The sequence below is a fragment of the Dyadobacter psychrophilus genome, from assembly GCF_900167945.1.
Classification (GTDB): domain Bacteria; phylum Bacteroidota; class Bacteroidia; order Cytophagales; family Spirosomataceae; genus Dyadobacter; species Dyadobacter psychrophilus.
The window spans coordinates 134,216-155,387 of sequence record NZ_FUZA01000002.1 but is presented as its reverse complement, the minus strand read 5'-3'; the positions used below and the strand labels follow the sequence as shown (position 1 = coordinate 155,387).

The 21,172-nt window shown below is 44.7% G+C and carries 20 protein-coding genes; 12 read left to right on the top strand and 8 right to left on the bottom strand.

From position 1 onward, the window contains the following. Nucleotides 1-3: 3 nt before the first annotated feature. The 3 genes from B5X68_RS07775 to B5X68_RS07765 all read right to left on the bottom strand — a co-directional run bounded on the left by B5X68_RS07775 (nt 4) and on the right by B5X68_RS07765 (nt 1,364). Complete coding sequence (locus B5X68_RS07775) at nt 4-498, bottom strand: TlpA family protein disulfide reductase (protein WP_082214147.1); 495 nt, start codon at nt 496-498, stop codon at nt 4-6. Between the two features lie 61 nt (nt 499-559). Beyond that, the gene (locus tag B5X68_RS07770; RefSeq protein ID WP_082214146.1) at nt 560-889 is read right to left on the bottom strand and encodes a hypothetical protein; all 330 of its coding nucleotides are present in this window, start codon (nt 887-889) and stop codon (nt 560-562) included. A gap of 52 nt (nt 890-941) precedes the next feature. Next, nucleotides 942-1,364, bottom strand: a complete 423-nt coding sequence (locus B5X68_RS07765) for a tetraspanin family protein (RefSeq protein WP_082214145.1) — start codon at nt 1,362-1,364, stop codon at nt 942-944. On the opposite strand from B5X68_RS07765, the gene B5X68_RS07760 reads away from it, so the two are divergent. From B5X68_RS07760 to B5X68_RS07745, 4 genes are all read left to right on the top strand, one after another. Continuing rightward, nucleotides 1,363-2,388 carry a DUF4198 domain-containing protein gene (locus B5X68_RS07760; RefSeq protein ID WP_082214144.1) on the top strand — a complete coding sequence of 342 codons (1,026 nt, stop codon included), beginning with the start codon at nt 1,363-1,365 and terminating at the stop codon, nt 2,386-2,388. The two genes, B5X68_RS07765 and B5X68_RS07760, sit on opposite strands and share 2 nt — an antisense overlap. 270 nt (nt 2,389-2,658) lie before the next feature. Further along, nucleotides 2,659-3,333: a response regulator transcription factor gene (locus B5X68_RS07755; RefSeq protein WP_082214143.1), complete on the top strand. Its 675-nt coding sequence runs from the start codon at nt 2,659-2,661 to the stop codon at nt 3,331-3,333. Continuing rightward, on the top strand, nt 3,330-4,601 hold the full coding sequence (locus B5X68_RS07750; protein WP_170916599.1) for a sensor histidine kinase: 1,272 nt from the start codon (nt 3,330-3,332) through the stop codon (nt 4,599-4,601). The genes B5X68_RS07755 and B5X68_RS07750 overlap by 4 nt, the downstream gene beginning before the upstream one ends. A gap of 63 nt (nt 4,602-4,664) precedes the next feature. Further along, nucleotides 4,665-7,073 (top strand): TonB-dependent receptor, encoded by a 2,409-nt coding sequence (locus B5X68_RS07745; RefSeq protein ID WP_082214141.1) that lies wholly within the window; start codon nt 4,665-4,667, stop codon nt 7,071-7,073. A 55-nt stretch (nt 7,074-7,128) separates the two neighbouring features. Here B5X68_RS07745 and B5X68_RS07740 read toward each other — a convergent pair whose 3' ends face one another. Together B5X68_RS07740 and B5X68_RS07735 are read right to left on the bottom strand one after the other, a co-directional pair. Beyond that, the gene (locus B5X68_RS07740; RefSeq protein ID WP_082214140.1) at nt 7,129-7,743 is read right to left on the bottom strand and encodes an HD domain-containing protein; all 615 of its coding nucleotides are present in this window, start codon (nt 7,741-7,743) and stop codon (nt 7,129-7,131) included. Further along, nucleotides 7,743-9,689: an LTA synthase family protein gene (locus B5X68_RS07735; RefSeq protein ID WP_082214139.1), complete on the bottom strand. Its 1,947-nt coding sequence runs from the start codon at nt 9,687-9,689 to the stop codon at nt 7,743-7,745. The genes B5X68_RS07740 and B5X68_RS07735 overlap by 1 nt, the downstream gene beginning before the upstream one ends. Nucleotides 9,690-9,896: 207 nt before the next feature. Between B5X68_RS07735 and B5X68_RS07730 the strand changes: the two genes are divergently transcribed. The 6 genes from B5X68_RS07730 (at nt 9,897) to B5X68_RS07705 (ending at nt 16,399) form a co-directional block, all read left to right on the top strand. Further along, nucleotides 9,897-10,310 (top strand): EamA family transporter, encoded by a 414-nt coding sequence (locus B5X68_RS07730; RefSeq protein ID WP_082214138.1) that lies wholly within the window; start codon nt 9,897-9,899, stop codon nt 10,308-10,310. Nucleotides 10,311-10,385: 75 nt separating this feature from the next. Then, the gene (locus B5X68_RS07725) at nt 10,386-11,063 is read left to right on the top strand and encodes a response regulator transcription factor (RefSeq protein ID WP_082214137.1); all 678 of its coding nucleotides are present in this window, start codon (nt 10,386-10,388) and stop codon (nt 11,061-11,063) included. A gap of 5 nt (nt 11,064-11,068) precedes the next feature. Beyond that, nucleotides 11,069-12,328, top strand: a complete 1,260-nt coding sequence (locus B5X68_RS07720; RefSeq protein ID WP_082214136.1) for a sensor histidine kinase — start codon at nt 11,069-11,071, stop codon at nt 12,326-12,328. Nucleotides 12,329-12,414: 86 nt separating this feature from the next. After that, on the top strand, nt 12,415-14,889 hold the full coding sequence (locus B5X68_RS07715; protein WP_082214135.1) for a TonB-dependent receptor: 2,475 nt from the start codon (nt 12,415-12,417) through the stop codon (nt 14,887-14,889). 25 nt (nt 14,890-14,914) lie between these two features. Further along, nucleotides 14,915-15,592, top strand: a complete 678-nt coding sequence (locus B5X68_RS07710; RefSeq protein ID WP_082214134.1) for a phosphatase PAP2 family protein — start codon at nt 14,915-14,917, stop codon at nt 15,590-15,592. A 3-nt stretch (nt 15,593-15,595) separates the two neighbouring features. Beyond that, nucleotides 15,596-16,399, top strand: coding sequence for a metallophosphoesterase family protein (locus B5X68_RS07705; protein WP_082214133.1), 804 nt, complete (start codon nt 15,596-15,598; stop codon nt 16,397-16,399). A 24-nt stretch (nt 16,400-16,423) separates the two neighbouring features. Here B5X68_RS07705 and B5X68_RS07700 read toward each other — a convergent pair whose 3' ends face one another. Together B5X68_RS07700 and B5X68_RS07695 are read right to left on the bottom strand one after the other, a co-directional pair. Next, the gene (locus B5X68_RS07700) at nt 16,424-17,176 is read right to left on the bottom strand and encodes an ABC transporter permease (RefSeq protein ID WP_082214132.1); all 753 of its coding nucleotides are present in this window, start codon (nt 17,174-17,176) and stop codon (nt 16,424-16,426) included. After that, nucleotides 17,173-18,102 (bottom strand): ABC transporter ATP-binding protein, encoded by a 930-nt coding sequence (locus B5X68_RS07695; protein WP_082215255.1) that lies wholly within the window; start codon nt 18,100-18,102, stop codon nt 17,173-17,175. The genes B5X68_RS07700 and B5X68_RS07695 overlap by 4 nt, the downstream gene beginning before the upstream one ends. A gap of 206 nt (nt 18,103-18,308) precedes the next feature. Between B5X68_RS07695 and B5X68_RS07690 the strand changes: the two genes are divergently transcribed. Further along, a complete protein-coding gene (locus tag B5X68_RS07690) occupies nt 18,309-19,343 on the top strand; it encodes a sensor histidine kinase (protein WP_170916598.1) in 1,035 nt (344 codons plus the stop codon). Next, nucleotides 19,344-20,048: a LytR/AlgR family response regulator transcription factor gene (locus B5X68_RS07685; protein ID WP_082214130.1), complete on the top strand. Its 705-nt coding sequence runs from the start codon at nt 19,344-19,346 to the stop codon at nt 20,046-20,048. It abuts the gene before it with no gap. Between the two features lie 414 nt (nt 20,049-20,462). Here B5X68_RS07685 and B5X68_RS07680 read toward each other — a convergent pair whose 3' ends face one another. Continuing rightward, nucleotides 20,463-21,014 carry a hypothetical protein gene (locus B5X68_RS07680; protein WP_141110235.1) on the bottom strand — a complete coding sequence of 184 codons (552 nt, stop codon included), beginning with the start codon at nt 21,012-21,014 and terminating at the stop codon, nt 20,463-20,465. Between the last annotated feature and the right edge of the window lie 158 nt (nt 21,015-21,172).

Below are 21,172 nucleotides of genomic sequence, written 5' to 3'. Positions count from 1 at the left end.
TTTTTATTGAATAAATGGTTTTAGCTCGGCGGTAAGCTCAGCTTCCGTGAAAGGCCGTTCAAAGCCTTTCCTTAATTTGTTCTTTTTATTAATAATCAAGGTAAAGGGCAGCGCCCCAGACCACTCAGGTGATACTTTATCGATCCAGGCATTGTAGTCTGTTTCGTCCAGTAAAACGACTTGTGCAGATTTAATCCTTTTCCTTGCAATAAATGGTTCTACCTTTTTTTTAAGCAAAGAAGCCGCATCCAGGCTTACCAGAATGACCTTCACTTTGCTGGCAGCAAATTGAGAGCTGATCTTTTCGAAATGAGGTATCTCTGAAACGCACGGAGCGCACCAGGTTGCCCAGAAGTTGACTATCAAAATTGAGTCGTTTGGGCTTTCCAGGATTTGCTGTAAGTCCGGATACTTGATGATCCGTATAGGCTGGCCGTAGCTGCTTTCCGCTATTAAAATCAGTAAAAGGAAAAACAGCCATCTATGATGTAAAGCCATAAACAGTATTTAGGATTACGTAAAAATATTTATGTGAGTGCCGGAAGGGGCTCATAGCAGATTATACCAACCGTGGTGGGTGCCAAAAGTCAAAATGAGGGGAATGGTAAAGCTTCTGGACTTTTGCAGAATATGCTGTAAAAGCGGTTAATTGTTGGTTAACCTGAATGTTGAATTCAGCAGCCAGTAAAGCTGCACAGGCAGAGCACCCAAAAAATGGGTTAGATAGCTCTTTGTCAGCCGTGTCTTTATTTGGGATTGATTTGGATTTCTTTTTACAGCACTGCATGCAGCTCTTTTTGGCAGGAGTATAGCCGCTACTTGCCCCTATCGCAGGTAAAAACGATAGCAGCAAAACATAGCAAGCCAAAACCAGAGCTGATATTTTCATAGTGTTGATTTTCAGAGAGCAAAGGTATGAAATAATACTCCTTTTGAAATGCTCAATGGGGTTTGGGCAACTTGTCGAGTTCCATAACCAGGTACACCATTTCCTTTGTCTCAACTGAATTGCCCATCTTTAAGGAAACAGGCCCTTCGCCTGGCTGGTACGTCAATTGGAAATTCAGCCAGGGGCAACATAAACGCTCAAATTGGATGAAGTCGAACAAATCTTTGCTCAGGGTACTATCAGCATTATCGAAAAACAATTCGTAGCTGGTTGGTTCCTCGATAGTTTTATCTATCTTCTTAAATAGCGTTTGGTGCAACTGCTGCATACGCTTGATCTGGTCCTTATCTGTCAATTTACAGGCAAGTGCAATTTTCTCTTTCAGCTTTGCTGTATGCTCCATTTCCTTTACTGTTTGTCCCAGGCAGGCCAAGGTTATCAGCCAAAGAAGCCCACTTAACGGGATTGTTTTCATGACTTTTTTAAGCAAAGATAAACCGTGGAGTATAGTCCACGGTCAAGCAACGGAGCTACTAATTTTAAATGATTTATTAATTGCGAATTACAAACGAATTCATAATGAGGCACATAAGGCCGTTTGGACTTATCATTTACAATGTCAATTCAAGCTAAGGGCCTTGGATCAAATCAATAGTGCTAAGATATCGCTTAAATTGCGCGGCAAAGTCATATATATGAAAATAATAAGGACACTTCCCCTGATTGCATCATTGCTAGTTTGCTCAATAGCATTTGCCCACGAATTCTGGCTTGAACCCGTAAAGTTTTGGCTCAAAATGAATGAAAAAGTACGCATTGACTTGATGGTCGGTGAAGACTATCAGGGGCAACATACAAATGGGCACAAATACAAAATTTCAAAATTAGACCATTACTCAAATGGTGAAAAACAGGATATTCGCACCAAAGTTTACGGTGATAGCCTTAGTAGTATTGACATATCTTTTCAGCAAGAAGGCAGCCAACTAGTCGCTTTTAACAATACCAACAAGTTTATTCAGCTAGAAGCCAGCAAGTTCAATGAATATCTTCGGACGGAGGGCCTGGACAATGTTGCAAAGCTTCGGCAGGACAAGAACGATACCTTGCAGCCGGGAAGGGAACTGTATCAACGCTGCGTCAAAACGTTGGTACAGGTAGGTAATAAATTAGACGGTTCTTACGCAGTCAATACAGGAATGAAACTGGAAATCATACCTAAAAAAAACCCCTATGCACAAAAATCAAAAGCTCCAATCACTTTCAAGATCCTCTTTGACAATAAGCCTTTGAACAACGCATTAGTACTTGCCTGGCATATGGTCGACGGCAAAACAACGCATGAAAAACTCCGAAGCGACAAAGCCGGACTGGTTTCTTTTCCCATTGATCAAACCGGTAAATGGATGATAAGCACCGTACACATGATCGCAAATAGCAAAAATAAGGAAGCAGACTGGCAAAGCTATTGGGGAAGTTATACTTTTGGGTTCTACTGATCAGTGAGTTGTATTCAGTACTGTTCACTAAACCTTAAAGCTTACAAGTATCCTTTCGACAACCGGATCAAAGGTTTATAACGCTGCCCCGGCAAATCCAATAGAAAGGTTGGGTGCTGACTAGATAGGTTTGTCGCAGACTATTTTACCCCGACAATCTACAATGGATTAAAAGATGTAATCTATCACTTTTGATAACAACTATTAGTCAGCATCAGCAGTCAAGATTCTCTTCTAAAAAAATTCCAAATCATAGCGGTAAATTCCGGAATGAAAATTCTGATCATAGAAGATGAACCCGAACTTGCTGCCGACATTGGAGCCTACCTATCCGCGCAGGATTACCTGTGCGAATATGCTGTCAGCTGGGCGCAGGCCAGGGAAAAAGTTGAGCTATATCGCTATGAATGTATCTTGCTGGACTTAATGCTTCCTGGCGGTGATGGGCTGGATATTCTTGCCATCCTTAAAGAACAAGGTCAGCAGGACGGGGTAATTATTATTTCAGCCAAGAACGACTACGAAAACAAAATCAGGGGCCTGCATGCAGGCGCTGACGATTATCTGGCTAAGCCTTTCCATTTACCTGAGCTTGCAGCGCGCATTTACTCGGTGATCCGTCGCCGGAGCTTTGCCAACCAGAACAATGTGCTGCAAAATGAGCTGAAAGTAGATTTGTCATCAAGAGTTGTAACTGTAAATGGAGCGGTAGTTTCATTAACCCGCAAGGAGCTGGACCTGCTATTGTATTTTATCAGCAATAAAAACCGTGTGATCGGCAAAACTGCATTGGCTGAGCATTTGTCAGGGGACATTGCCGACATGTTCGATAATCACGACTTTGTTTACGCACATGTAAAAAACCTTAAAAAGAAGTTGACCGAGGCTGGTTATGGTAATTATCTCAAAACGATTTACGCGACAGGCTACAAATGGGAAGGATGAAAAAATTGCTGGACCAAAGCCTTCGTCCGCTGGTGATTTATGCGATGGCCGTACTGATCGTAAGCATTCCTGTTTATTTTCTAACCATTAACTGGATCTGGGAAAATGAACTGGATAAACACCATTATGCCATCCGGGAAAAACTTGAAAAAAGATTGACCAGCCTGGATCTTCCCGACAGCTCGGTGGCGAGTATGATCAATGTGTTAGATAAAGTGCAGCCGGGATTTTCATTTACCCAAACTACTGCGCCCAGTCCCGACAGCAGTTACACACTGATCCGGTTTGATACTTTCATGAACGATCGAGAGCAGTTTCGATGCTTGACGACCGATATCCGCGTGAATGGAACCCTCTTGCGGGTCCTGATCGAAACCAATATGGAAGAAATTGATGAAACCATCCTGGCAATCGCAGCGGTCACCATTTTCTTCTTTATTGTGCTATTGGCCGGCTTCGTTTACATAAACCGCAAGACTTCGCTGCGTGTCTGGCGACCCTTCTATGAAACACTGAACAGTCTGCATGCTTTCAGGCTGGAAGGCGGCAAACCGGCAGCACTGCCTGCATCGCAGGTAACCGAATTTACCGACCTGAACCAGGGCCTTGACAGGCTCATGCAGGCAAGTCTAGCCTCCTACAAGCAGCAAAAAGAATTTACAGAAAACGCCTCGCACGAGCTGCAAACTCCATTAGCAGTTGTCAAATCCAAGCTTGACCTGCTACTGCAAAGCCGCTCGCTGGATCAACCCCAAATGCAGATCCTCGAAGATGCCTACCAGGCCATTAACCGCGTGACAAGGATCAATAAAAATCTTTTGCTTCTGGCAAAAATCGAACATGCCCAGTTTGACAACCAGCAGAACATTTCTGTTGCTGGGTTGCTTGGTGAACTGAGCGCGCAGTTTGCCGACCGCTTTGAAAGCAGCAGCATTCGCTATACCCAGCAAGTAAGCGAAATGACATTGCAGGCCAATCCGATGCTTTTGGAAATCCTGCTGACAAATTTGCTTGTGAATGCGCTGCGCTACACCCCGGCAGGTGGCAGCGTTTCTGTACGCGCAGACCAGCGCAAGCTAATATTTCAAAACACGGGCATATCACCGCTTAATGAGCAAAACCTTTTCAGGCGGTTCGCACAGGCGTCTGTCGAGCATGCAGGTAGTGGCCTTGGACTCGCTATCGCCAGGGAGATCTGTGAGCGCTACAACTGGCAGATCACGTATGATTTCGACTGCGGCCATCATCATTTTACTGTCAGTTTCTAAAATTCTAAATTTCTTCCAAATCAATCCGGACTTTCACCATCAGATCAAACGAAACGAATCTGAATGGCATTCAAAAAATCATTAATCCTGCTCGCATTGATGGCGGTGCTCAACAGCGTCCAGGCGCAGGTAAGCAAGGTCACACTGTCGGGACAGGTCTCTTCGCTTCCTAAGAAGGAAATGCTGCCTTTTGTTAACGTGATTTTGAAAACTGAAAAGGACAGCGCGTTTGTGACAGGCACTATCACAGCTTCCGATGGACGTTTTACACTATCCGATATTGCACCCGGAAATTACTTGGTAGAATTTGCTTCCCTGGGTTTCCAAACAATTAAAATGCCAGTCACGGTAGGCGCATTAAGCGCTTTTCTTGACCTAGGCGTGCTTGAAATGAGTGAAAACGCCCAGGTTTTGCAGGAAGTGACTGTCACCGGGGCTCAGGCCGATGGCGTGGATGCCCGTCTTGATCGGAAAGTTTTCGATATCAGCAAAAACATCAGCCAAAGTGGTGGGTCGATTCTGCAAGCACTCAAAAATCTGCCTGGTGTGACGGCTGGTGAAGACGGGAAGGTGATGCTACGCGGGAGCGACAAGGTCGCCGTATTGATTGATGGTAGGCAAACGGCTCTGACCGGTTTTGGAAACCAGACCAGTCTTGATAACATCCCCGCATCAGCGATTGAAAGGATTGAGATCATCAATAACCCTTCTGCCCGGTATGATGCCAATGGTAATGCGGGCATCATCAACATCATTTACAAAAAGAACAAACAAGAAGGCTTTAACGGAAAGATCGGCTTGACGACCGGATTAGGCGCATTGTGGGTGCGAAAAGAGAATTTCCCCGGCATTCGTCCTCAGTCGCGCAATACGCTGAAACTAAACCCCTCCGTAGCCTTGAATTACAAAAAAGGAAAAGTAAACATCTTCTTCCAAGGCGATTACCTGCACACACCCACGCTCAATAAGAATGAATTTACAGACCGTTACTATGATTCGGGCGATACAATACGGCAGCAATTAAAGCGCAACCGCAGCACAAATGTGATAACATCCAAAGCGGGTGTTGACTGGAATTGGAATGAGCAAAATGCATTGTCGGTTTCCGCCCTATTCAGCAGCGAGAAGATCCTGGACCGGGGAGACCAGCCTTTTTTCAATGCAGGTCTTACTCAGCGGCGGCGTCTCTGGCAGTTTCTGGAAGATGAATTGAAAACTACGATGACTGCGACAGCATCCTATCAGCATAAATATCAACAGCCGGGCCGCCTTTTGAATGTTGGCTTTAACTATACATTTCACCGGGAAGACGAAAAGTATTTTTTCACCAACATGATGCCCGATTTCACAGGTCAGGACGCATTCAAGCTGCTTTCGGACGAGAATGTGTTCGATTTGAATGCAGACTATATCCGGCCTTTGCGATATGGGCGCTTTGAAGGTGGATTGAAACTGCGCAGGCGTTTTATCCCGACCAATATGCAGTTTTTCCCAGGCCTAAATTCACCACTTGACAGCCTCGCTGGTGGCTGGGCCAACTACAAGGAAACGATTCCGGCCTTGTATGGCAACTATGTTTTTGAAAACCGCAAGTTCGAGCTGGAAGCAGGTCTGCGGGTAGAGTATATCAATCTGCGCTACACGGTTAACCCCACGCACCCCACCTATAAGAGTGATGGGTATTCCTACGCAAAGCCTTTCCCCAATGTGCGCCTGGCTTATAAGCTTAATGAGCATGATAAAATTTCCCTTTTCTATAACCGCCGGGTTGACCGGCCTAATGAAGTGGATATCCGTATTTTCCCCAAATATGACGATGCGGAAATCATTAAGATTGGAAATCCTGCGCTGAAACCACAATTCACCAGTTCCTTGGAAGCAGGCTACAAAACCAGCTGGGCCAGCGGTTCTATCTACGCGGCAGCCTATCACAAGCAGACGAACGGCACCATTACGCGCATTGGAACTACCGTCCCGGGCAGCACATTGATCTATAATATTTTCCAAAACGCAGGGAAGAGCTATGCGAGCGGTGGTGAGCTGGTTTGGCAGCAGGATCTGGCCTCATGGTTTTCATTGAATGTGAATGGTAACCTTTATCACAACAGCATTGATGCATTTACGGTGGAAAACCTATATCCGGTCCGCTCTTTATACCGCGCTTCCCGACAGGAGCTTACCTCAGGGAGCGCGAAAATCAATGGGTTATTAAAAGGAAAAAAGACCGAGTTGCAAGTGGCGTTTATCTATCAGGCACCCGACATTGTCCCGCAGGGCCGGACCGGTTACCGCTTCTCAGTTGATGCGGGCGCAAAACGCCAGCTTCGTAAAGGCGAGCTGTTTGTGAACGCAACCGATCTTTTCGGAACACTCGTTATTCGCAAAACAGTTTACGGTGACGGATTTCATTACACCAGCCGGGATTACTACGAAACCCAGCTGATCCGGGCAGGTTACAGCTTCAAATTTTAACATTGAAATAATTCCCTGCTGGAATGTGCGTGCATTTGCTGTATTATTAACTGGCCTATAAATCCGCTTCAATCCGCGCTTCCAATTCTCTTATATTCGCTTGCTTCTGACTAGCCAGTTCGTGATGACAATGCTGCGTGCAAAACTGGTGAGACTGCAACAGTCGCAAAGACCCGTTCAGCCAGTTAATCAAAGGAATATCCGTTTTCAACCTGTGCTGCGTCTCTTCCAGCATCAATGCATCTTTCTGGGTAAATTCGGTTGTGCCAAAATGATAAAGATCCGCATCGCAAACGATGGACTCTAACAAATTAACCGCCTTTTGAGGCAGGGTGGTTGCCAGGATACAACCGATGACACCCGCAATCAAATTATCCTCTATCAATAAAGGGTTTGCGAACTCCTTAAAAATCAAAGCGCCACGCTGCTCGTGGCCCGAAGGATCTCCGTTGATATAACCCAGGTCATGAAACCAACTGGCTGATAAAACCACAAATCGATCCGCATCAGACAATTGATAGTGCGCTGCAATTCGTGTAGCATTTGTTACCACGCTACGGGTATGATTCAGATTGTGATACGCCAACCGCTCAGCATATGGGGATAATTGAGCTGATACAAAAGCCTCAATTTGATCCAGCCATGATTGATAATTCATTTCAGTTTCCATTACTTTTTCATTAATCCCTTTTTGAACTGAAAGCTGGCAGATTGATACCAGGCAATGGCTTCTTCAACGAGCCGTTTATTGGAAGTGACAGGGCGCAATGAACCATCCTTGAAATTTGGCAGGAATGTGCCATTGACCCTTTGTGGTTTTAATATTACTAACGAGTCATGCTTGATGTAACCCAAACTCTGGTAAGTGCTGATAAAAGCCCGCTCCCGCCCGGCTTCTAGCTTGAAGATGTCATAACCGAAAAATTGACTGCGGTAGGAAAAATGAAGCAGCCCTAAGATTGTTGGCCCCAGATCAATCTGGCTCATTAGTCTGGGCATAATGCCCGGCTTCACAAACCCAGGCGCGTAGGCAATTAGCGGTATCTTGTAACGATCAACGGGCAAATCGGTCTTGCCGGCGCTGGACGCGCAGTGATCTGCAACAATGAGAAACAACGTGTTCTTAAACCAGGGCTTTTGACTGGCTTTCTTGATAAACTGGCCAATGGCATAATCCGTGTACTTAACAGCACCTTCCCTGCTGGTGTGTGAAGGAATGTCGATCCTGCCATCAGGATATGTATAGGGACGGTGATTGGACGTGGTCATGATTTGCGTAAAAATCGGTTTTCCAGCCTGTGTCCCGTTTTCAATTTCCCGCATTGCTAGTTCAAACAGGTTCTCATCGGCCACGCCCCAAATGTTTTCGAAATCAATCTCTTCCTTGCTTATGGCATTCCGATCCACCACACGGTAGTCATTGTGCCCGAAGAAATATCCCATATTGTCAAAATACCCATAGCCACCGTAAATAAACCTTGTTTGGTATCCCTTGCGCTTGAAGACAGTCCCCATTGAAAACAGTTCTTCATTATGCGGACGCCGGACAATTGACTGACCGGGTGTAGGTGGCGTGCCGATGGACAATGCTTCCAATCCGCGCACCGTCCGTGTACCAGTCGCGTAGAGATTGGTAAACAAAAGACTTTCCCCTGCCAGCGAATCCAGGAACGGCGTGATGCGCTGGGTGTTGCCAAAGCTTCCTAAAAACTCGGCGCTCAAACTCTCAACACTAATCAGAACAACGTTTTTGCGCAATTCTGGACCCAAGTTCACAATGTCACGCCGGATGCTGAACGGATCTTGATCTACAAAATGGCTTTCCCGGGTTTTGATCAGTGCATGAATATCAACAAAGGCCTTTTGGTCACTTACTGTGGAATAGAACTGGTTGTAATCGAGTTCATTGTTGCGATAAGCAGCAAAGAGCTCATACATGCCGTTTCCTGCAAGCTCGTTGACATAATTGTTACTACTGAACTGCCTGACCTTATTGTCGACAAAAAAATAAGCTGCAATTAATACCCCTGAATAGATGCCGGTTACCACAGACCGCTTCCAGAAGCTGAATGGCTGAAAAGGATGCTTTGCAATAATGGTAGTCAACATCCACGTCAACAGGATCGTTAAAATCAGCAGAAAGATGATAATTATTTCAACCGGATAAGACTGACGGATATTGCCCAGCACTTCATTGGTATAAACCAGATAGTCGACGGCTATGAAATTGAAACGCGATTCAAACTCATCCCAGAAAATCCATTCCGAAACCGCATCCAGCAAAAGAACAAACGTCAGTAGAAACAAGAGCCCATTTGCAAGCCACTTGTAGCCAGGCTTGATAGCGAGCCAGCCAGGCGTAAGCCATCCCATCAGCATCAGCGGCAAAACAAAATAAAGCGCATTGACCAAGTCGTAAAAAAGACCAATGGCAAATACTGCCGAGATGCTGGCCAGGTTATAGTCAGCAGTGCCTGCCGACTTGAGCGTCAATGCAATGCGCATTAAATTGGAAATTGCAATCAGCAGAATACCAAGGGCTAATGGATATGTCAGAAAATTGAATCCAGAACCCTTTTTGGGCGTTTCGGTCGCTAACAGGGAAGCAGGTGTCATTCAGTAAAAATCATTGTAGGTGTCCTCATGGGTACTTTACGCCCATTTAAATATTAAACCTATCAGGCAATTTGGAATTCTTTCTGAATTATAAACGGTTACTTTCCTCTTATGTCTCAGCGGCGGATGGCGGCTTTGCCTAACGCGTACATTTTAAATTATTCCACGTTATCTTTCAGCGATATTCAAATCAAGCCAGCCTGAATTATGTGGAAATACTATGCTTTACTTTCCGCCCTTTTTGCCGCCGCAACCTCCATTTTAGCAAAAGTGGGAGTTAAAGGTATCAATGGTAATGTCGCTACGGCCATCCGGACAGTCGTAATCCTCTTTATTGCCTGGGGAATTGTCCTTTTCAGCGGACAAATGAAGGACGTGAAAGACATCAGCCGGACTAACCTGATTTTTCTGATACTCTCAGGAATTGCTACCGGCCTATCCTGGATATTTTATTTCAAAGCACTGGAAACAGGGGATGTTTCAAAGGTCGCGCCGGTCGACAAGCTGAGCGTCCCATTTGCAATTGGATTTGCTGTTCTAATCCTAAAAGAACCGGTTGAGCTGAAAACCATTTTGGGTGCTTTGATGATCGTTGGTGGCACGATCGTGATCATCTGGTAAAATGCATCTCTCCAAAAATAATCCAGATTGTAAAATCACCTTTACATAATTATAGAATAGTGATATCAGGCACCCATGAAATTACTGGTCATTGAGGATGAGAAGGAGCTTTCAGACAGTATTTGCGTCTATCTGAACTCGGAGCAATTTGCCTGTGAAGCCGCTTATGATTACCCCACGGCATTGGAAAAGGTAGTAATCAATGAATACGCCTGCATTATACTCGACATTACCCTGCCGCGCGGCAGCGGCCTGGATATCCTCAAAGAACTGAAAACGTTCAATAAATCAGACGGCGTTTTGATTATTAGTGCCAAGAACTCGCTCGACGACCGGATCACAGGTCTTAACACCGGCGCGGACGATTACCTTACCAAACCTTTTCACCTGGCAGAGCTTGGCGCCCGGGTAGCCGCGATTGTCCGCCGTAAATCCTTTGACGGTAACACCCGCGTATCTGTCGGACCGCTTACGCTGGACCTTTCCGACCGGGTTTTAAAATCAGGGGAGCAGCCAATTGCATTAACTAAAAAGGAATACGAGCTGCTGCTGTATTTTTTAAGCAATAAAAACCGGGTCGTGACCAAAGAGGCGATTGTCGAACACCTCTGGGGTGATGACATTGACATGTCAGACAGCTATGATTTTATCTATTCCCACATTAAAAACCTTCGGAAAAAATTGATGAATGCAGGTTGTAACGATTACATTAAAGCCGTGTACGGCATGGGTTATAAATTCAGCCTGGATTAGTAATAATGGCGAAGCTATTTACAAAATATAACCGGTCCAACATGGCCGTAATGGTCGTGCTGTTCTTGCTTTCGGGCATTTGCTACTACTTCCTGATCAGCTATGTACTTGTGCACGAGCTCGACGAAGCATTGCAGGATTATCAAACAAGGATTCACCGGTACGTTGATTTGCAGGGAAAGCTCCCACCGGTGACCGGCATGGACGAAACCCGGGTAAGCTACGTGCCGGCAGCTACTAGCAGCAAGGCTCAGTCAATATCTACCATTTTCATTTCAGAGCGTGCCGAGAAACGCTCTCACAATTACCGGCAGCTCAGCTACATTCAAAAAGTTGGACGCGCCAACTACCGGGTTACCATTGCAAAGCCCATTGAAGGGGTAAAATTGCTTACCCGGACCGTCGTTGGGATCACCATTGCCATGCTGCTTATTGTGATCCTGACAACCATTCTTTTTAACCAGCTCATATTACGGCGCTTGTGGCAGCCGTTCTATGATTCGCTGTCAGCAATGAAAACCTTTAAACTTGGCAGGAAGCAAATCCCCAATTTTCACCCGACTGATATAGATGAATTCACCTACATGAACCAGTTGCTGGAAGACACCATTGCCAATGCAGAAACGGACTATCAGGTGCTGAAAGAATTCACTGAAAATGCTTCCCATGAAATGCAGACACCGCTGGCCATTATCCGTGCCAAACTCGATCTGGTTATCCAGGACGAAGGCCTTTCCGAAAAGCAAACGCAGGCACTGGGCAGCATTTATTCGGGGATAAAAAGGCTCAACAAGCTAAATCAGTCACTGCTGCTGCTGGCGAAAATTGAAAACAACCAGTTTGAGCAAACCATCCAGGTTAACCTGCTTGAAAGTACGCAGGAAAAGCTAGACCAGTTTCAGGAATTCTGGATGAACAATCAGATCACCTGCCATGCTGATCTTCATCCCGCTACAATGAAGGGCAACCCGGAACTGATTGACATCCTGCTCAACAACCTGATCAGCAATGCAGCCAGGCACAACAAGGCAGGCGGCGCTATTGGTATTAAACTGGACGCCAACGAACTGTACATTGAAAACACGGGGCCGCTCACGGAGCTGGATGCCGCCAGATTGTTCCGCAGATTTTACAAAGAACAGCAGCATAGTCAGCACAACGGGCTGGGATTATCGATTGTAAAGCAAATATGCGATCAGTTGTTAATCAGTATCGAGTATACCTTTTCCGGCGACTGGCACCGGTTTACATTAAAGTGGGATTAAATTTTTCGCAATAGTGCTCTGCGAAGGCTTTCTCTAAAAATTCTCCAGAATTGGCCTCTACGTTTGTTGTATCAACCGACGTATCCATGAAGCCAATCATCTTTCCTGCATTCCTATTACTCCTATTCTGGACCAGTGCATTCAGCCAGAATAAATCAAGCCTGAAACTTACGGGCAAGGTGACAGACGTGGCCACGGGCCAGCCGGTCGAATATGCATCCGTGGGAATTACAGATCAATTAACCAGTAAAGTTGTCAACGGAGCTGTCACCGATTCTGTGGGGCATTTCGAAATCGCAGGGCTTGGCGTGGGGACTTTTACAATCAATATTGATTTTATTGGTTATGAAAAAAAATCAGTCAAAGATGTCAATGTCGGTGCCGGGGGTAAAACGCTGGAAATGGGAAACATTGCACTAACAAGCTCTGTCAAAACACTGGCCGAAGTAACTGTTACGGGCCAGGCAGCCATCATTGACAACCAGATCGACAAGATTGTTTTTAATGCAGCCAACGACGTTACTTCTCAGGCCGGTGTAGCACTGGACGTTCTTAAAAAAGTGCCGCAAGTCTCGGTCGATATTGATGGAAACGTGGAATTGCAGGGAAACCCCAATGTACGTTTCCTGATCAACGGGAAACCTTCCAGTGTTTTTGGAAACAGCCTGACCGATGCCCTGGCTTCCATTCCCGCTAACCAGATCAAAAGTATCGAAGCCATCACCAGTCCGGGCGCTAAATACGATGCGCAGGGTACGGGCGGAATTATCAATATTATCCTCAAAGACAACCGGCTGCAGGGAATCAATGGAAGTGTAAACTTGGCAGCGGGCACCCGGTTGGAAAACGGCTCGGTGAATTTGAATTTCAGAAAGAATAATTTCGGTCTGAATGCTTTTTTTAGTGGTAACAAACAACTTAGCTCCCGCACGCCGAGCTCGCAAAATCGGCTTTCGACTAGTCCGACTGACAGTACGCAAACGCGGCTTTTGCAAAACGGTTTTCAGGATTTTCAAAGGAGCGGCTATCGGTCTGGAATTGGTTTCGATTGGAGTTTATCAAAAAAGGATAACCTAATTGGGGCTGTGGGCTACAACAATTTCAGTAACAGCAGCAGCGGTATTACCAATATTTCTCAAACGCTTTTAGACCCATCAGGCTTTCCGCTTTCCAGCTCCGAAATTCTTCGCAATTCGACCAGCAAAGGCGGCATTGCCGCAATTGATTGGAACCTGAACTATATCAAAAAATTCGGTAAAGATGGCCAGGAGCTGAATGTGCTGTATAGTTCTAGTTTTGGAAAGCCTCGCAATAGCTATTACCAGCTGCAAAATCTGACCTCTGAACGACTGCCTTATGCCGGGGCTTCCGGAAATACCCCAGGGAACGACAAGCAAACCAACATTTCCATCGACTATTCCCACCCCATCAAAAAGGGCTTTATTTTTGAAACAGGTGTTAAGACGGTTTTGCAAAACATCAGCAGCGTAGCGGATATACGTGTATTTAAGCCTTCACTGAACCAATACGTTCCCGACGCTACGCAGTCTTACGAGCTGGGTTACGACATGAAAATTTACGCGGGTTACCTGTCAACCACATTCTCGCTCTTTCACTTCTTAAATGTAAAAGCAGGTGCCCGTTTTGAGCATACGGATGTAAAAATTGACTTTCCCAATACTTCTATCCCTTCCTACAATAATTTGGTACCATCGCTTATTTTCTCTCATAATTTCAAAGATGAGCAGTCGCTGAAACTGGCATTTACCCGCCGGATCGAGCGGGCTGAATACCGGGACATTAATCCGTTCATGAACCTGAGCGACCCTTACAACATCACCACCGGAAACCCGCTTTTAAAACCAGAGATCGGCAACAACTTTGAACTGGGTTATAACAAATCCTTTAAAAACGGCGGCAACCTGTACATCGCATTGATCGAGCGGATCAATACCGATGATGTGAAACCCTACACAGTCCTTTACCCGACTTATCTGATCGGGGATTCAACCTACGTGAATGTATCGGTTACAAACCGTCAGAACATTGGCATTGAATACAATTCCGGTGTGAGTGTCTCGGGCTCGATGCCGATCACGGATCAGCTGAATTTGCGCGGAAATTTAATGGTAACCCAGAAAAGGGTTGTAAACGAGCTGCTAGCAGGTAACGTGACCAATGGTACCAACTGGCGCTTCAACCTGAATGCAACCTACCAGCTTCCCAAAGACCTTATTCTGGAAGGATTTGGAAATTACTCTTCCGCTATCAATACCATTCAGGGAAAGCGCCCGCAGCAGCTGACCTACAATTTCGCATTCCGCAAGCAGTTTAACCACAAAAATGCAAGCATTGGATTTACAGCCACTAATCCATTTACCAAATACATCAGCCAGGTCAGCACCATCAGGACAGGCAATTACATCTCGACCACTACAGTGCTTGTCCCCTACCGCTCATTTGGCGTAAGTCTTACCTATAAGTTCGGCAAGCTCGAATTCAAGAAAGGCAAAGAGCAAGGCAATGACTTTTTGCACAGCGCACCCAGCAGCGATAATTGACCCACTCTATCTAGCGGACATTTTTATGAAAACCATTTTTATTTACCTGACAGCACTTTTACTTAGTAACTATCCTGCCCTATCACAAAGGTCGGACACCCTTGCCCATTACCAAACGCGCTTTACTGTCAAGCAGTTGTCCCCACCAGCCTCTCTGATCCTGGTTGGACTGATTTCAAATGGGCACTCACCTGAGTCGATTAAAAACGAAGTTGCAGAAGAAAGGAATGAACATTTCCCCAGGTTTAAAACCCATCTGGACAATTACCTGCAATTTTCGCCGCTGGCAGTTGCTTATGGTTTGGACGCAATGGGGATAAAATCAAAAACTGACTTTGCCAACCGGACTGTCATATTGCTGAAAGGTGAATTTCTGGCGCTGGGCACAACTTCGTTACTTAAAAAGGCGACGCATGTTTTAAGGCCTGACGGAAGCTCGTATACGTCATTTCCATCCGGGCATACCACCCAGGCATTTGCGGCGGCCACCTTTCTAAGTGAAGAATACAAAGATCGCTACCACTGGATGCCATACGCTTCCTATACAGTTGCTTCGTCGGTCGGGTTACTGCGGGTCGCAAATAACAAGCATTATATCAGTGATGTACTGGTAGGGGCCGGAATTGGCTACCTCGCTATGAAGACGGCATATTGGACGCACAGGTACAAATGGGGGAGAAAACGACAACATGTAAATCTATAAAATATGAAACCATATCAATTCATAGCGCTCATCTTTTTTATCCTTGCATTTGTCTCTTGCAAGGGTTTGTTCGAGTATAGTCCCAGCCAAATAACATTAAATGAAAATGAAAAAGGCTTAACCGCAAAAAACATTGACCGAATTCAAAAAAGCGCTGCCAACGATACAGTCAAATTCATCGTTGCAGGCGATACACATCAATGGCTTGATGAAACCAGGGATTTCGTAAAAAGTGCTAATGCGCAGACCGGCATTTCATTCGTCACGCATTTAGGAGATGTTTCAGCTTCTGGAATAACGCAGGAATTCAAGTGGTTCAATGAAATCATGGCTGACCTGAAATACCCTTACCTGACCGTAGCAGGGGATTTGGAGGCAAACGACAAAGCTAAATTGTATCAGCATATGTTTGGCGAGATCAATTATTCATTTGAATTTGCCGGAAGCAAGTTTGTTTTCGTTAATACGAATTCAAAATCCTTTGATTCGAACGGAGTTGTCCCAGATGTTCCCTGGCTAAAAGCACAGCTTTCAACAGGTGCGTCAAGTAACAATACCATTGTACTAGGCCACACACCCCCATTTAGTGCCGACTTTGATGACAATCTAGAAACGCAATATGCTAAAACCCTTGCTGACAATCCGAATGTGAAGCTTTCATTCTACGGGCACGAACATGCTTTTAGTGAAAATGAACCCTATCAGGATGGAATTAAATATTATGTTACAGCCGGCATGAAAGCCAGAAGTTACCTGATTGTTACAATTTGGAAAACGGGTTATAGAGTCACCAGCATGAAGTTCTGAGGATCGACCGGATTTGATCCTTGATTATCCACGAAATCGTTTTACAAAGTCTTTATAGCTCAGCATAACAAACAAAACGGTATACACGGCATTTATCAAAAATAGACGCTGGTGGCTGGACGCGTCTTCTTCCTTATAATTCAGCAACTGAAATGGGGCAGCATATGGCAGGTATATGATAAATTTCCAGCTTTTTAATAGTAGGCCAATCATCAGCCCACCCAAACCAATGCCCAGGGATGTGATCAGATTTTTTAGCCGGAACGACAGCCAATACTGTAAAAAAACCGTTGGCAAGATCGAAATGAAAAACTCGGTCACAAACCTGAAAATGTGCATGCCGGCTACCGGAAATTTTGAAAACCCAAGATCTGGGACCGCATAGCCAAGCACGGCACCTGATAGCACGCTCAAAGCCAGGTACAAAGTAAAGAAGCAGATTACCATGGCGAAAATAACAAGCAGCTTACCAAAGTAAATCCTGCCCCGGCTGATCGGCAAAGTAAATAAGTGTTTCCAGCCACTAGCCTTATGTTCGATATGGATGGTCAGGCCTATGATCAACAGGGCAAAGCCTATTGAAAAGAAGCAGCACCCATTTAGTGTCCGAACCAGAAAATCGTCCCAGGGATTTATCCCGTGCCCTGGCACAAACGATTTTACGTCAGACAGATAGGTTGTAAACAAAATAAGCGGGACAAAAAGGGCGCCCAACAGGGTAAGCCATAGAGCGAATGTATTTTTAAGCTTAATGAACTCGGTGTAAAACAATTTCATAAATGATCATCTTTTATAATTGAAAGAAAAGTTTCTTCCAGACTGCTTTCAACCAGCTGGGCGCGGTTAACACGCAGGCCTGCCGCCGTCAACAATATGATCAACTGGGCAAGGCGATCTCTGTCAGTATAGTGTACTTCCAAAAACTGTGCGGCTTTCGAGACTTGCTGATGATCTTCCAGCAGGATTTCCAGGGCGCGCGCGTTGTCATCCGTATCTATTTCAATGACGGCCTTGTCCTGGCTGATCTGCTGCAATTTTTTTAGAGGCCCTTGAAACATCATTTCCCCCCGACCAATAATACCAACATGGGAAACCAGCCTCTCAACTTCCGAAAGTAAATGGCTTGATACCAGGATGGTAACACCGTGATTCGCATTCAGATCCCGCAATAGCTCCCTAATTTCTATGATGCCGTTCGGGTCGAGCCCATTTGTAGGCTCATCGAGAATCAGCAGATCTGGACTAGAAAGTAATGCTATTGCAAGGCCAAGCCGCTGTTTCATTCCTAGTGAATAGCTGTGGACGTACTTTTTGGATTCTGTATCTAAGCCCACTATTTTCAAGACTTCCTGTATTCTGTCCTTCTTGATGCTTCTCAGGTTTGCAGTTACTTTTAGGTTGTCATACCCGGTCAAATGTTCATACAATGATGGCGATTCAATGAGTGCGCCAGTCCGGGAAAGTATGTTACTACGATCATCCCCAAGGGTCTTCCCGAAAACACTTATTTCTCCTGAGCCGGAAGGGAGCAGGTCAAGCAACAGCCTGATCGTAGTGGTCTTTCCTGCTCCGTTTGGACCTAAGAAACCATAAATGGCCCCTTTTGGAATTTGCATATTAAGCTCCTTAATGACAGGCCGGTCTTTGGAGAAGCTAAAAGATAAACCGATAGTTTCGACTGCAAGTCCATTCTCATCAATCATATTGGTGTTGTTAAAAAATGACTGGCAAATCTTCGCTGCTTTGTTCAAATGAAAAAATGACAGGGACATAAATGCTAACCAGCCCGTCCTAATAGCGCTTTTCCAGGCTGAATCTATTTAGAGACATATAAGATGAATTGGGCATTGAAAAGTGTGTTTTCGGCATGGATTGTTTTGAAAACGGCAGTGATTGCCCATATTTGAATATGGAACAGCTGGAATCTTTTATCGGAAAAGTAATGGCTTCCAGAACATTGCTACACCTTTCTTTTTGCCTGGCGTTTGTGGGTGTGTTTTCATTCGCAGTCATTTTAAGTGGTAACCACGACGTGGCTGTTGCTGCAATGATAAGCTGTCTTTACATTTTGACTTGTACATATGTAGGAAGGTGGTATGGCAAGTCTTGGCTAAACCGATCAGTAGTACAGGTGCCGCTGTCAAAATCAATTTTAATATTTCTGATGATAGTGCTGGGTGGTGCTGCCGGTGCTGCATTTATGTTCAAAGGAAATGTCAATAGGTACTTCCTGCAGAACCTCTTTATTTGTTTTCCCATATCGTTACTCTTTGTATTTTTTGGAATTGCAATTGCCTTAGCACGTCATACATTATCGACGCAGGTCAAAGAAGCTAAAATTGCCCAAGAACAAAGGGAAAGTGAGCTGCGGCTACTGTTATCGCAACTGAGCCCGCATTTTCTCTTCAACACACTTAATAACATTTATGGAATATCACTCACCCAGCAGCAAAGGGTACCAACCTTACTGCTCAAACTTTCGGAATTGCTCAGATATAGTGTCTACGAAACCAGGGAAGAATTTATTCCGCTCGAAAATGAGCTGCTGTATTTAAAGAATTACATTGATTTTGAGAAGATACAGAACGGTGACAGGCTGGTGCTGGAACATACGATCGAAGAAAAGCCCCGTGAAAAGACACGGATCGCTCCCATGCTGTTGATTGTCTTTGTAGAAAATGCATTCAAACATTCCAAATCTACACGCAATCAAAAAATGTCAGTTTTCATTACGCTGGCAGTCCAAAAAGGTTGGATTTGCTTCACAATCAAAAATTCGTTCGAACCTGGCCAAAGGCAGCTAACTGGTTTTGAGGAGCCATCAGGTATTGGTCTGCACCACACACTGAAAAGATTAGACCTGATTTATGGAAGCGATTATTTATACAAGGCTACCCATGACAATGACACTTATAATGTAGAACTACGCTTAAAAGCGAAATAAATGATCAATTGCCTAATTGTAGACGATGCGCCTATTGCAAGACAAATTGTAATGGAATACTGCAAATTGCTTCCTGTTCTGCGGGTAGTAGGGCAATGTAGTGATGCTTTTGAAGTCAGACACGAGCTGCAGCAGGTTCAGGTCGATCTGCTTTTGATGGATATCAACATGCCAGTGCTGTCAGGAATTGACCTTTTGAAGACCTTAAAAAATCCTCCATTGGTGGTTTTCACCACGGCCTACAAGGAATTCGCAACGGATGCATTTGATCTTGCTGCCTGCGATTACTTATTGAAACCTTTCTCGCTTGAACGGTTTATCATCGCCATTGACCGGGTTATTGAGAAGTTAGAATCTAGGAAGACTGTCAAACTTGATACGCAACCTTCCAGCCTGGTTAGCCACCTAATATTGCGATCAGAAGGCCGAATTAACAAGTTAAACTATGACCAAATCCTGTATCTAGAGGCTAACCGCAACAATACAAAAGTCTTTACTATTGGCCAGCATTTAATAAGCACTACTCCCCTTTCAATTATTGAATCCCATTTACCTGGTGAACTGTTTTTCAGAGTTCACCGGTCCTTCATTATAAACATTACAAAAATTACTGGTTTGCAGGGAAACCGGATCTTTCTTGGTAAAAGCGAAGTACCATTAGGTGGCAACTATAAGGATGAGTTCTTGAAAATATTGGGGATATAGTTGTACGTGTTGCCCGCGGAACCGAGTTCACTTTTACCCGTTAAACCTGTCTTTTTCTGTACCAAAAGCCTCGAATAAAGAGACTTGACAGACATTTCTGACAAATTCCTAAATTTCATTTTAACCACGGTATTTCTGTAATATCAAAGCTCATATCATATTTGGGTGGCGTCGATTAGTTCGGCTATTGATATCTATATCCGATTCGCAGCACTCACCCAAGCTGAGCCAGTACAGAAGTGTGAAAATAAGCTGGCCGCAAATTTGGGAAATGGAAGTGGGTTGGCGATTTTTACGGTTTCTTACCTCTTTTTACTACCTAAGATGTTGGATGTCCAGTAGCAAGGTTTTTAGAGGATTGATAAAAAACAAATGGGAAAAAAAATTCTTCTCCCATTTGTGTATACCATAAACTTAATCCTCTGAAATGCCGTACTGCCCGGCAAATACCTTCATCCTCTCCTCTATCTGAGAGACACAGCTAAGTAAGTACAAAATGACCTCGATGTTCGTCGATTCCTTTTGCAAGTCAAAGACTGACTTTTTCAAATCCTTAACGTGACGAATCAGATTTGGAATTAAACTCTTGCTAAGCACAAGCTCATTAATGTTATAGTTGGCTTTTTGGATAGCCGCTCTCAACTCAGCTGCCATTTCTGAAAATTGTCTGTTTACTAGCACATCGTATTCTGTTCGTTTCGCGATTAACAACATACTCCCCGTCATTTTAAGCAAGTTTGTCATCTCGGCCCTTACCTCTGGATCTATCGGTTTAGATAAAGTTACCGCTTCTCTATTAAGCAGCTTTTCTCGAAGGAAAACACCAAAGTCTACAACATAGCCTTCATGTTCTTTCCTCAGCTGCTCAACCTCCAATGGTGTTAACATAAGAGTCACGTTTTGCCTGCGTTCTTGCTCCGGCAATCGCGGCCTTCCGCCCTTTTTTCGAAATTTCTTTTGTTCCATAATTATTACAATGAGCCGTAGGGCGAATTGACTCCCGAAGGGCAAGCGGTTTTCCCGTGGACAAAATCTGCGAAGCAGTATTATGACCATGGGAAAACATAGCTTGCTATTAACGGAAATCCCGAAAAATTAGAATTGTATCGAAATCGCCTGATTCC

Excerpts from the sequence above, each read along its gene's own strand:
- B5X68_RS07775 (WP_082214147.1), bottom strand. The coding sequence starts at position 498 with ATGGCTTTACATCATAGATGGCTGTTTTTCCTTTTACTGATTTTAATA.
- B5X68_RS07770 (WP_082214146.1), bottom strand. The coding sequence starts at position 889 with ATGAAAATATCAGCTCTGGTTTTGGCTTGCTATGTTTTGCTGCTATCG.
- B5X68_RS07760 (WP_082214144.1), top strand. The coding sequence starts at position 1,363 with ATGACTTTTTTAAGCAAAGATAAACCGTGGAGTATAGTCCACGGTCAA.
- B5X68_RS07765 (WP_082214145.1), bottom strand. The coding sequence starts at position 1,364 with ATGAAAACAATCCCGTTAAGTGGGCTTCTTTGGCTGATAACCTTGGCC.
- B5X68_RS07755 (WP_082214143.1), top strand. The coding sequence starts at position 2,659 with ATGAAAATTCTGATCATAGAAGATGAACCCGAACTTGCTGCCGACATT.
- B5X68_RS07750 (WP_170916599.1), top strand. The coding sequence starts at position 3,330 with ATGAAAAAATTGCTGGACCAAAGCCTTCGTCCGCTGGTGATTTATGCG.
- B5X68_RS07745 (WP_082214141.1), top strand. The coding sequence starts at position 4,665 with ATGGCATTCAAAAAATCATTAATCCTGCTCGCATTGATGGCGGTGCTC.
- B5X68_RS07740 (WP_082214140.1), bottom strand. The coding sequence starts at position 7,743 with ATGGAAACTGAAATGAATTATCAATCATGGCTGGATCAAATTGAGGCT.
- B5X68_RS07735 (WP_082214139.1), bottom strand. The coding sequence starts at position 9,689 with ATGACACCTGCTTCCCTGTTAGCGACCGAAACGCCCAAAAAGGGTTCT.
- B5X68_RS07730 (WP_082214138.1), top strand. The coding sequence starts at position 9,897 with ATGTGGAAATACTATGCTTTACTTTCCGCCCTTTTTGCCGCCGCAACC.
- B5X68_RS07725 (WP_082214137.1), top strand. The coding sequence starts at position 10,386 with ATGAAATTACTGGTCATTGAGGATGAGAAGGAGCTTTCAGACAGTATT.
- B5X68_RS07720 (WP_082214136.1), top strand. The coding sequence starts at position 11,069 with ATGGCGAAGCTATTTACAAAATATAACCGGTCCAACATGGCCGTAATG.
- B5X68_RS07715 (WP_082214135.1), top strand. The coding sequence starts at position 12,415 with ATGAAGCCAATCATCTTTCCTGCATTCCTATTACTCCTATTCTGGACC.
- B5X68_RS07710 (WP_082214134.1), top strand. The coding sequence starts at position 14,915 with ATGAAAACCATTTTTATTTACCTGACAGCACTTTTACTTAGTAACTAT.
- B5X68_RS07705 (WP_082214133.1), top strand. The coding sequence starts at position 15,596 with ATGAAACCATATCAATTCATAGCGCTCATCTTTTTTATCCTTGCATTT.
- B5X68_RS07700 (WP_082214132.1), bottom strand. The coding sequence starts at position 17,176 with ATGAAATTGTTTTACACCGAGTTCATTAAGCTTAAAAATACATTCGCT.
- B5X68_RS07695 (WP_082215255.1), bottom strand. The coding sequence starts at position 18,102 with ATGATTGATGAGAATGGACTTGCAGTCGAAACTATCGGTTTATCTTTT.
- B5X68_RS07690 (WP_170916598.1), top strand. The coding sequence starts at position 18,309 with ATGGAACAGCTGGAATCTTTTATCGGAAAAGTAATGGCTTCCAGAACA.
- B5X68_RS07685 (WP_082214130.1), top strand. The coding sequence starts at position 19,344 with ATGATCAATTGCCTAATTGTAGACGATGCGCCTATTGCAAGACAAATT.
- B5X68_RS07680 (WP_141110235.1), bottom strand. The coding sequence starts at position 21,014 with ATGGAACAAAAGAAATTTCGAAAAAAGGGCGGAAGGCCGCGATTGCCG.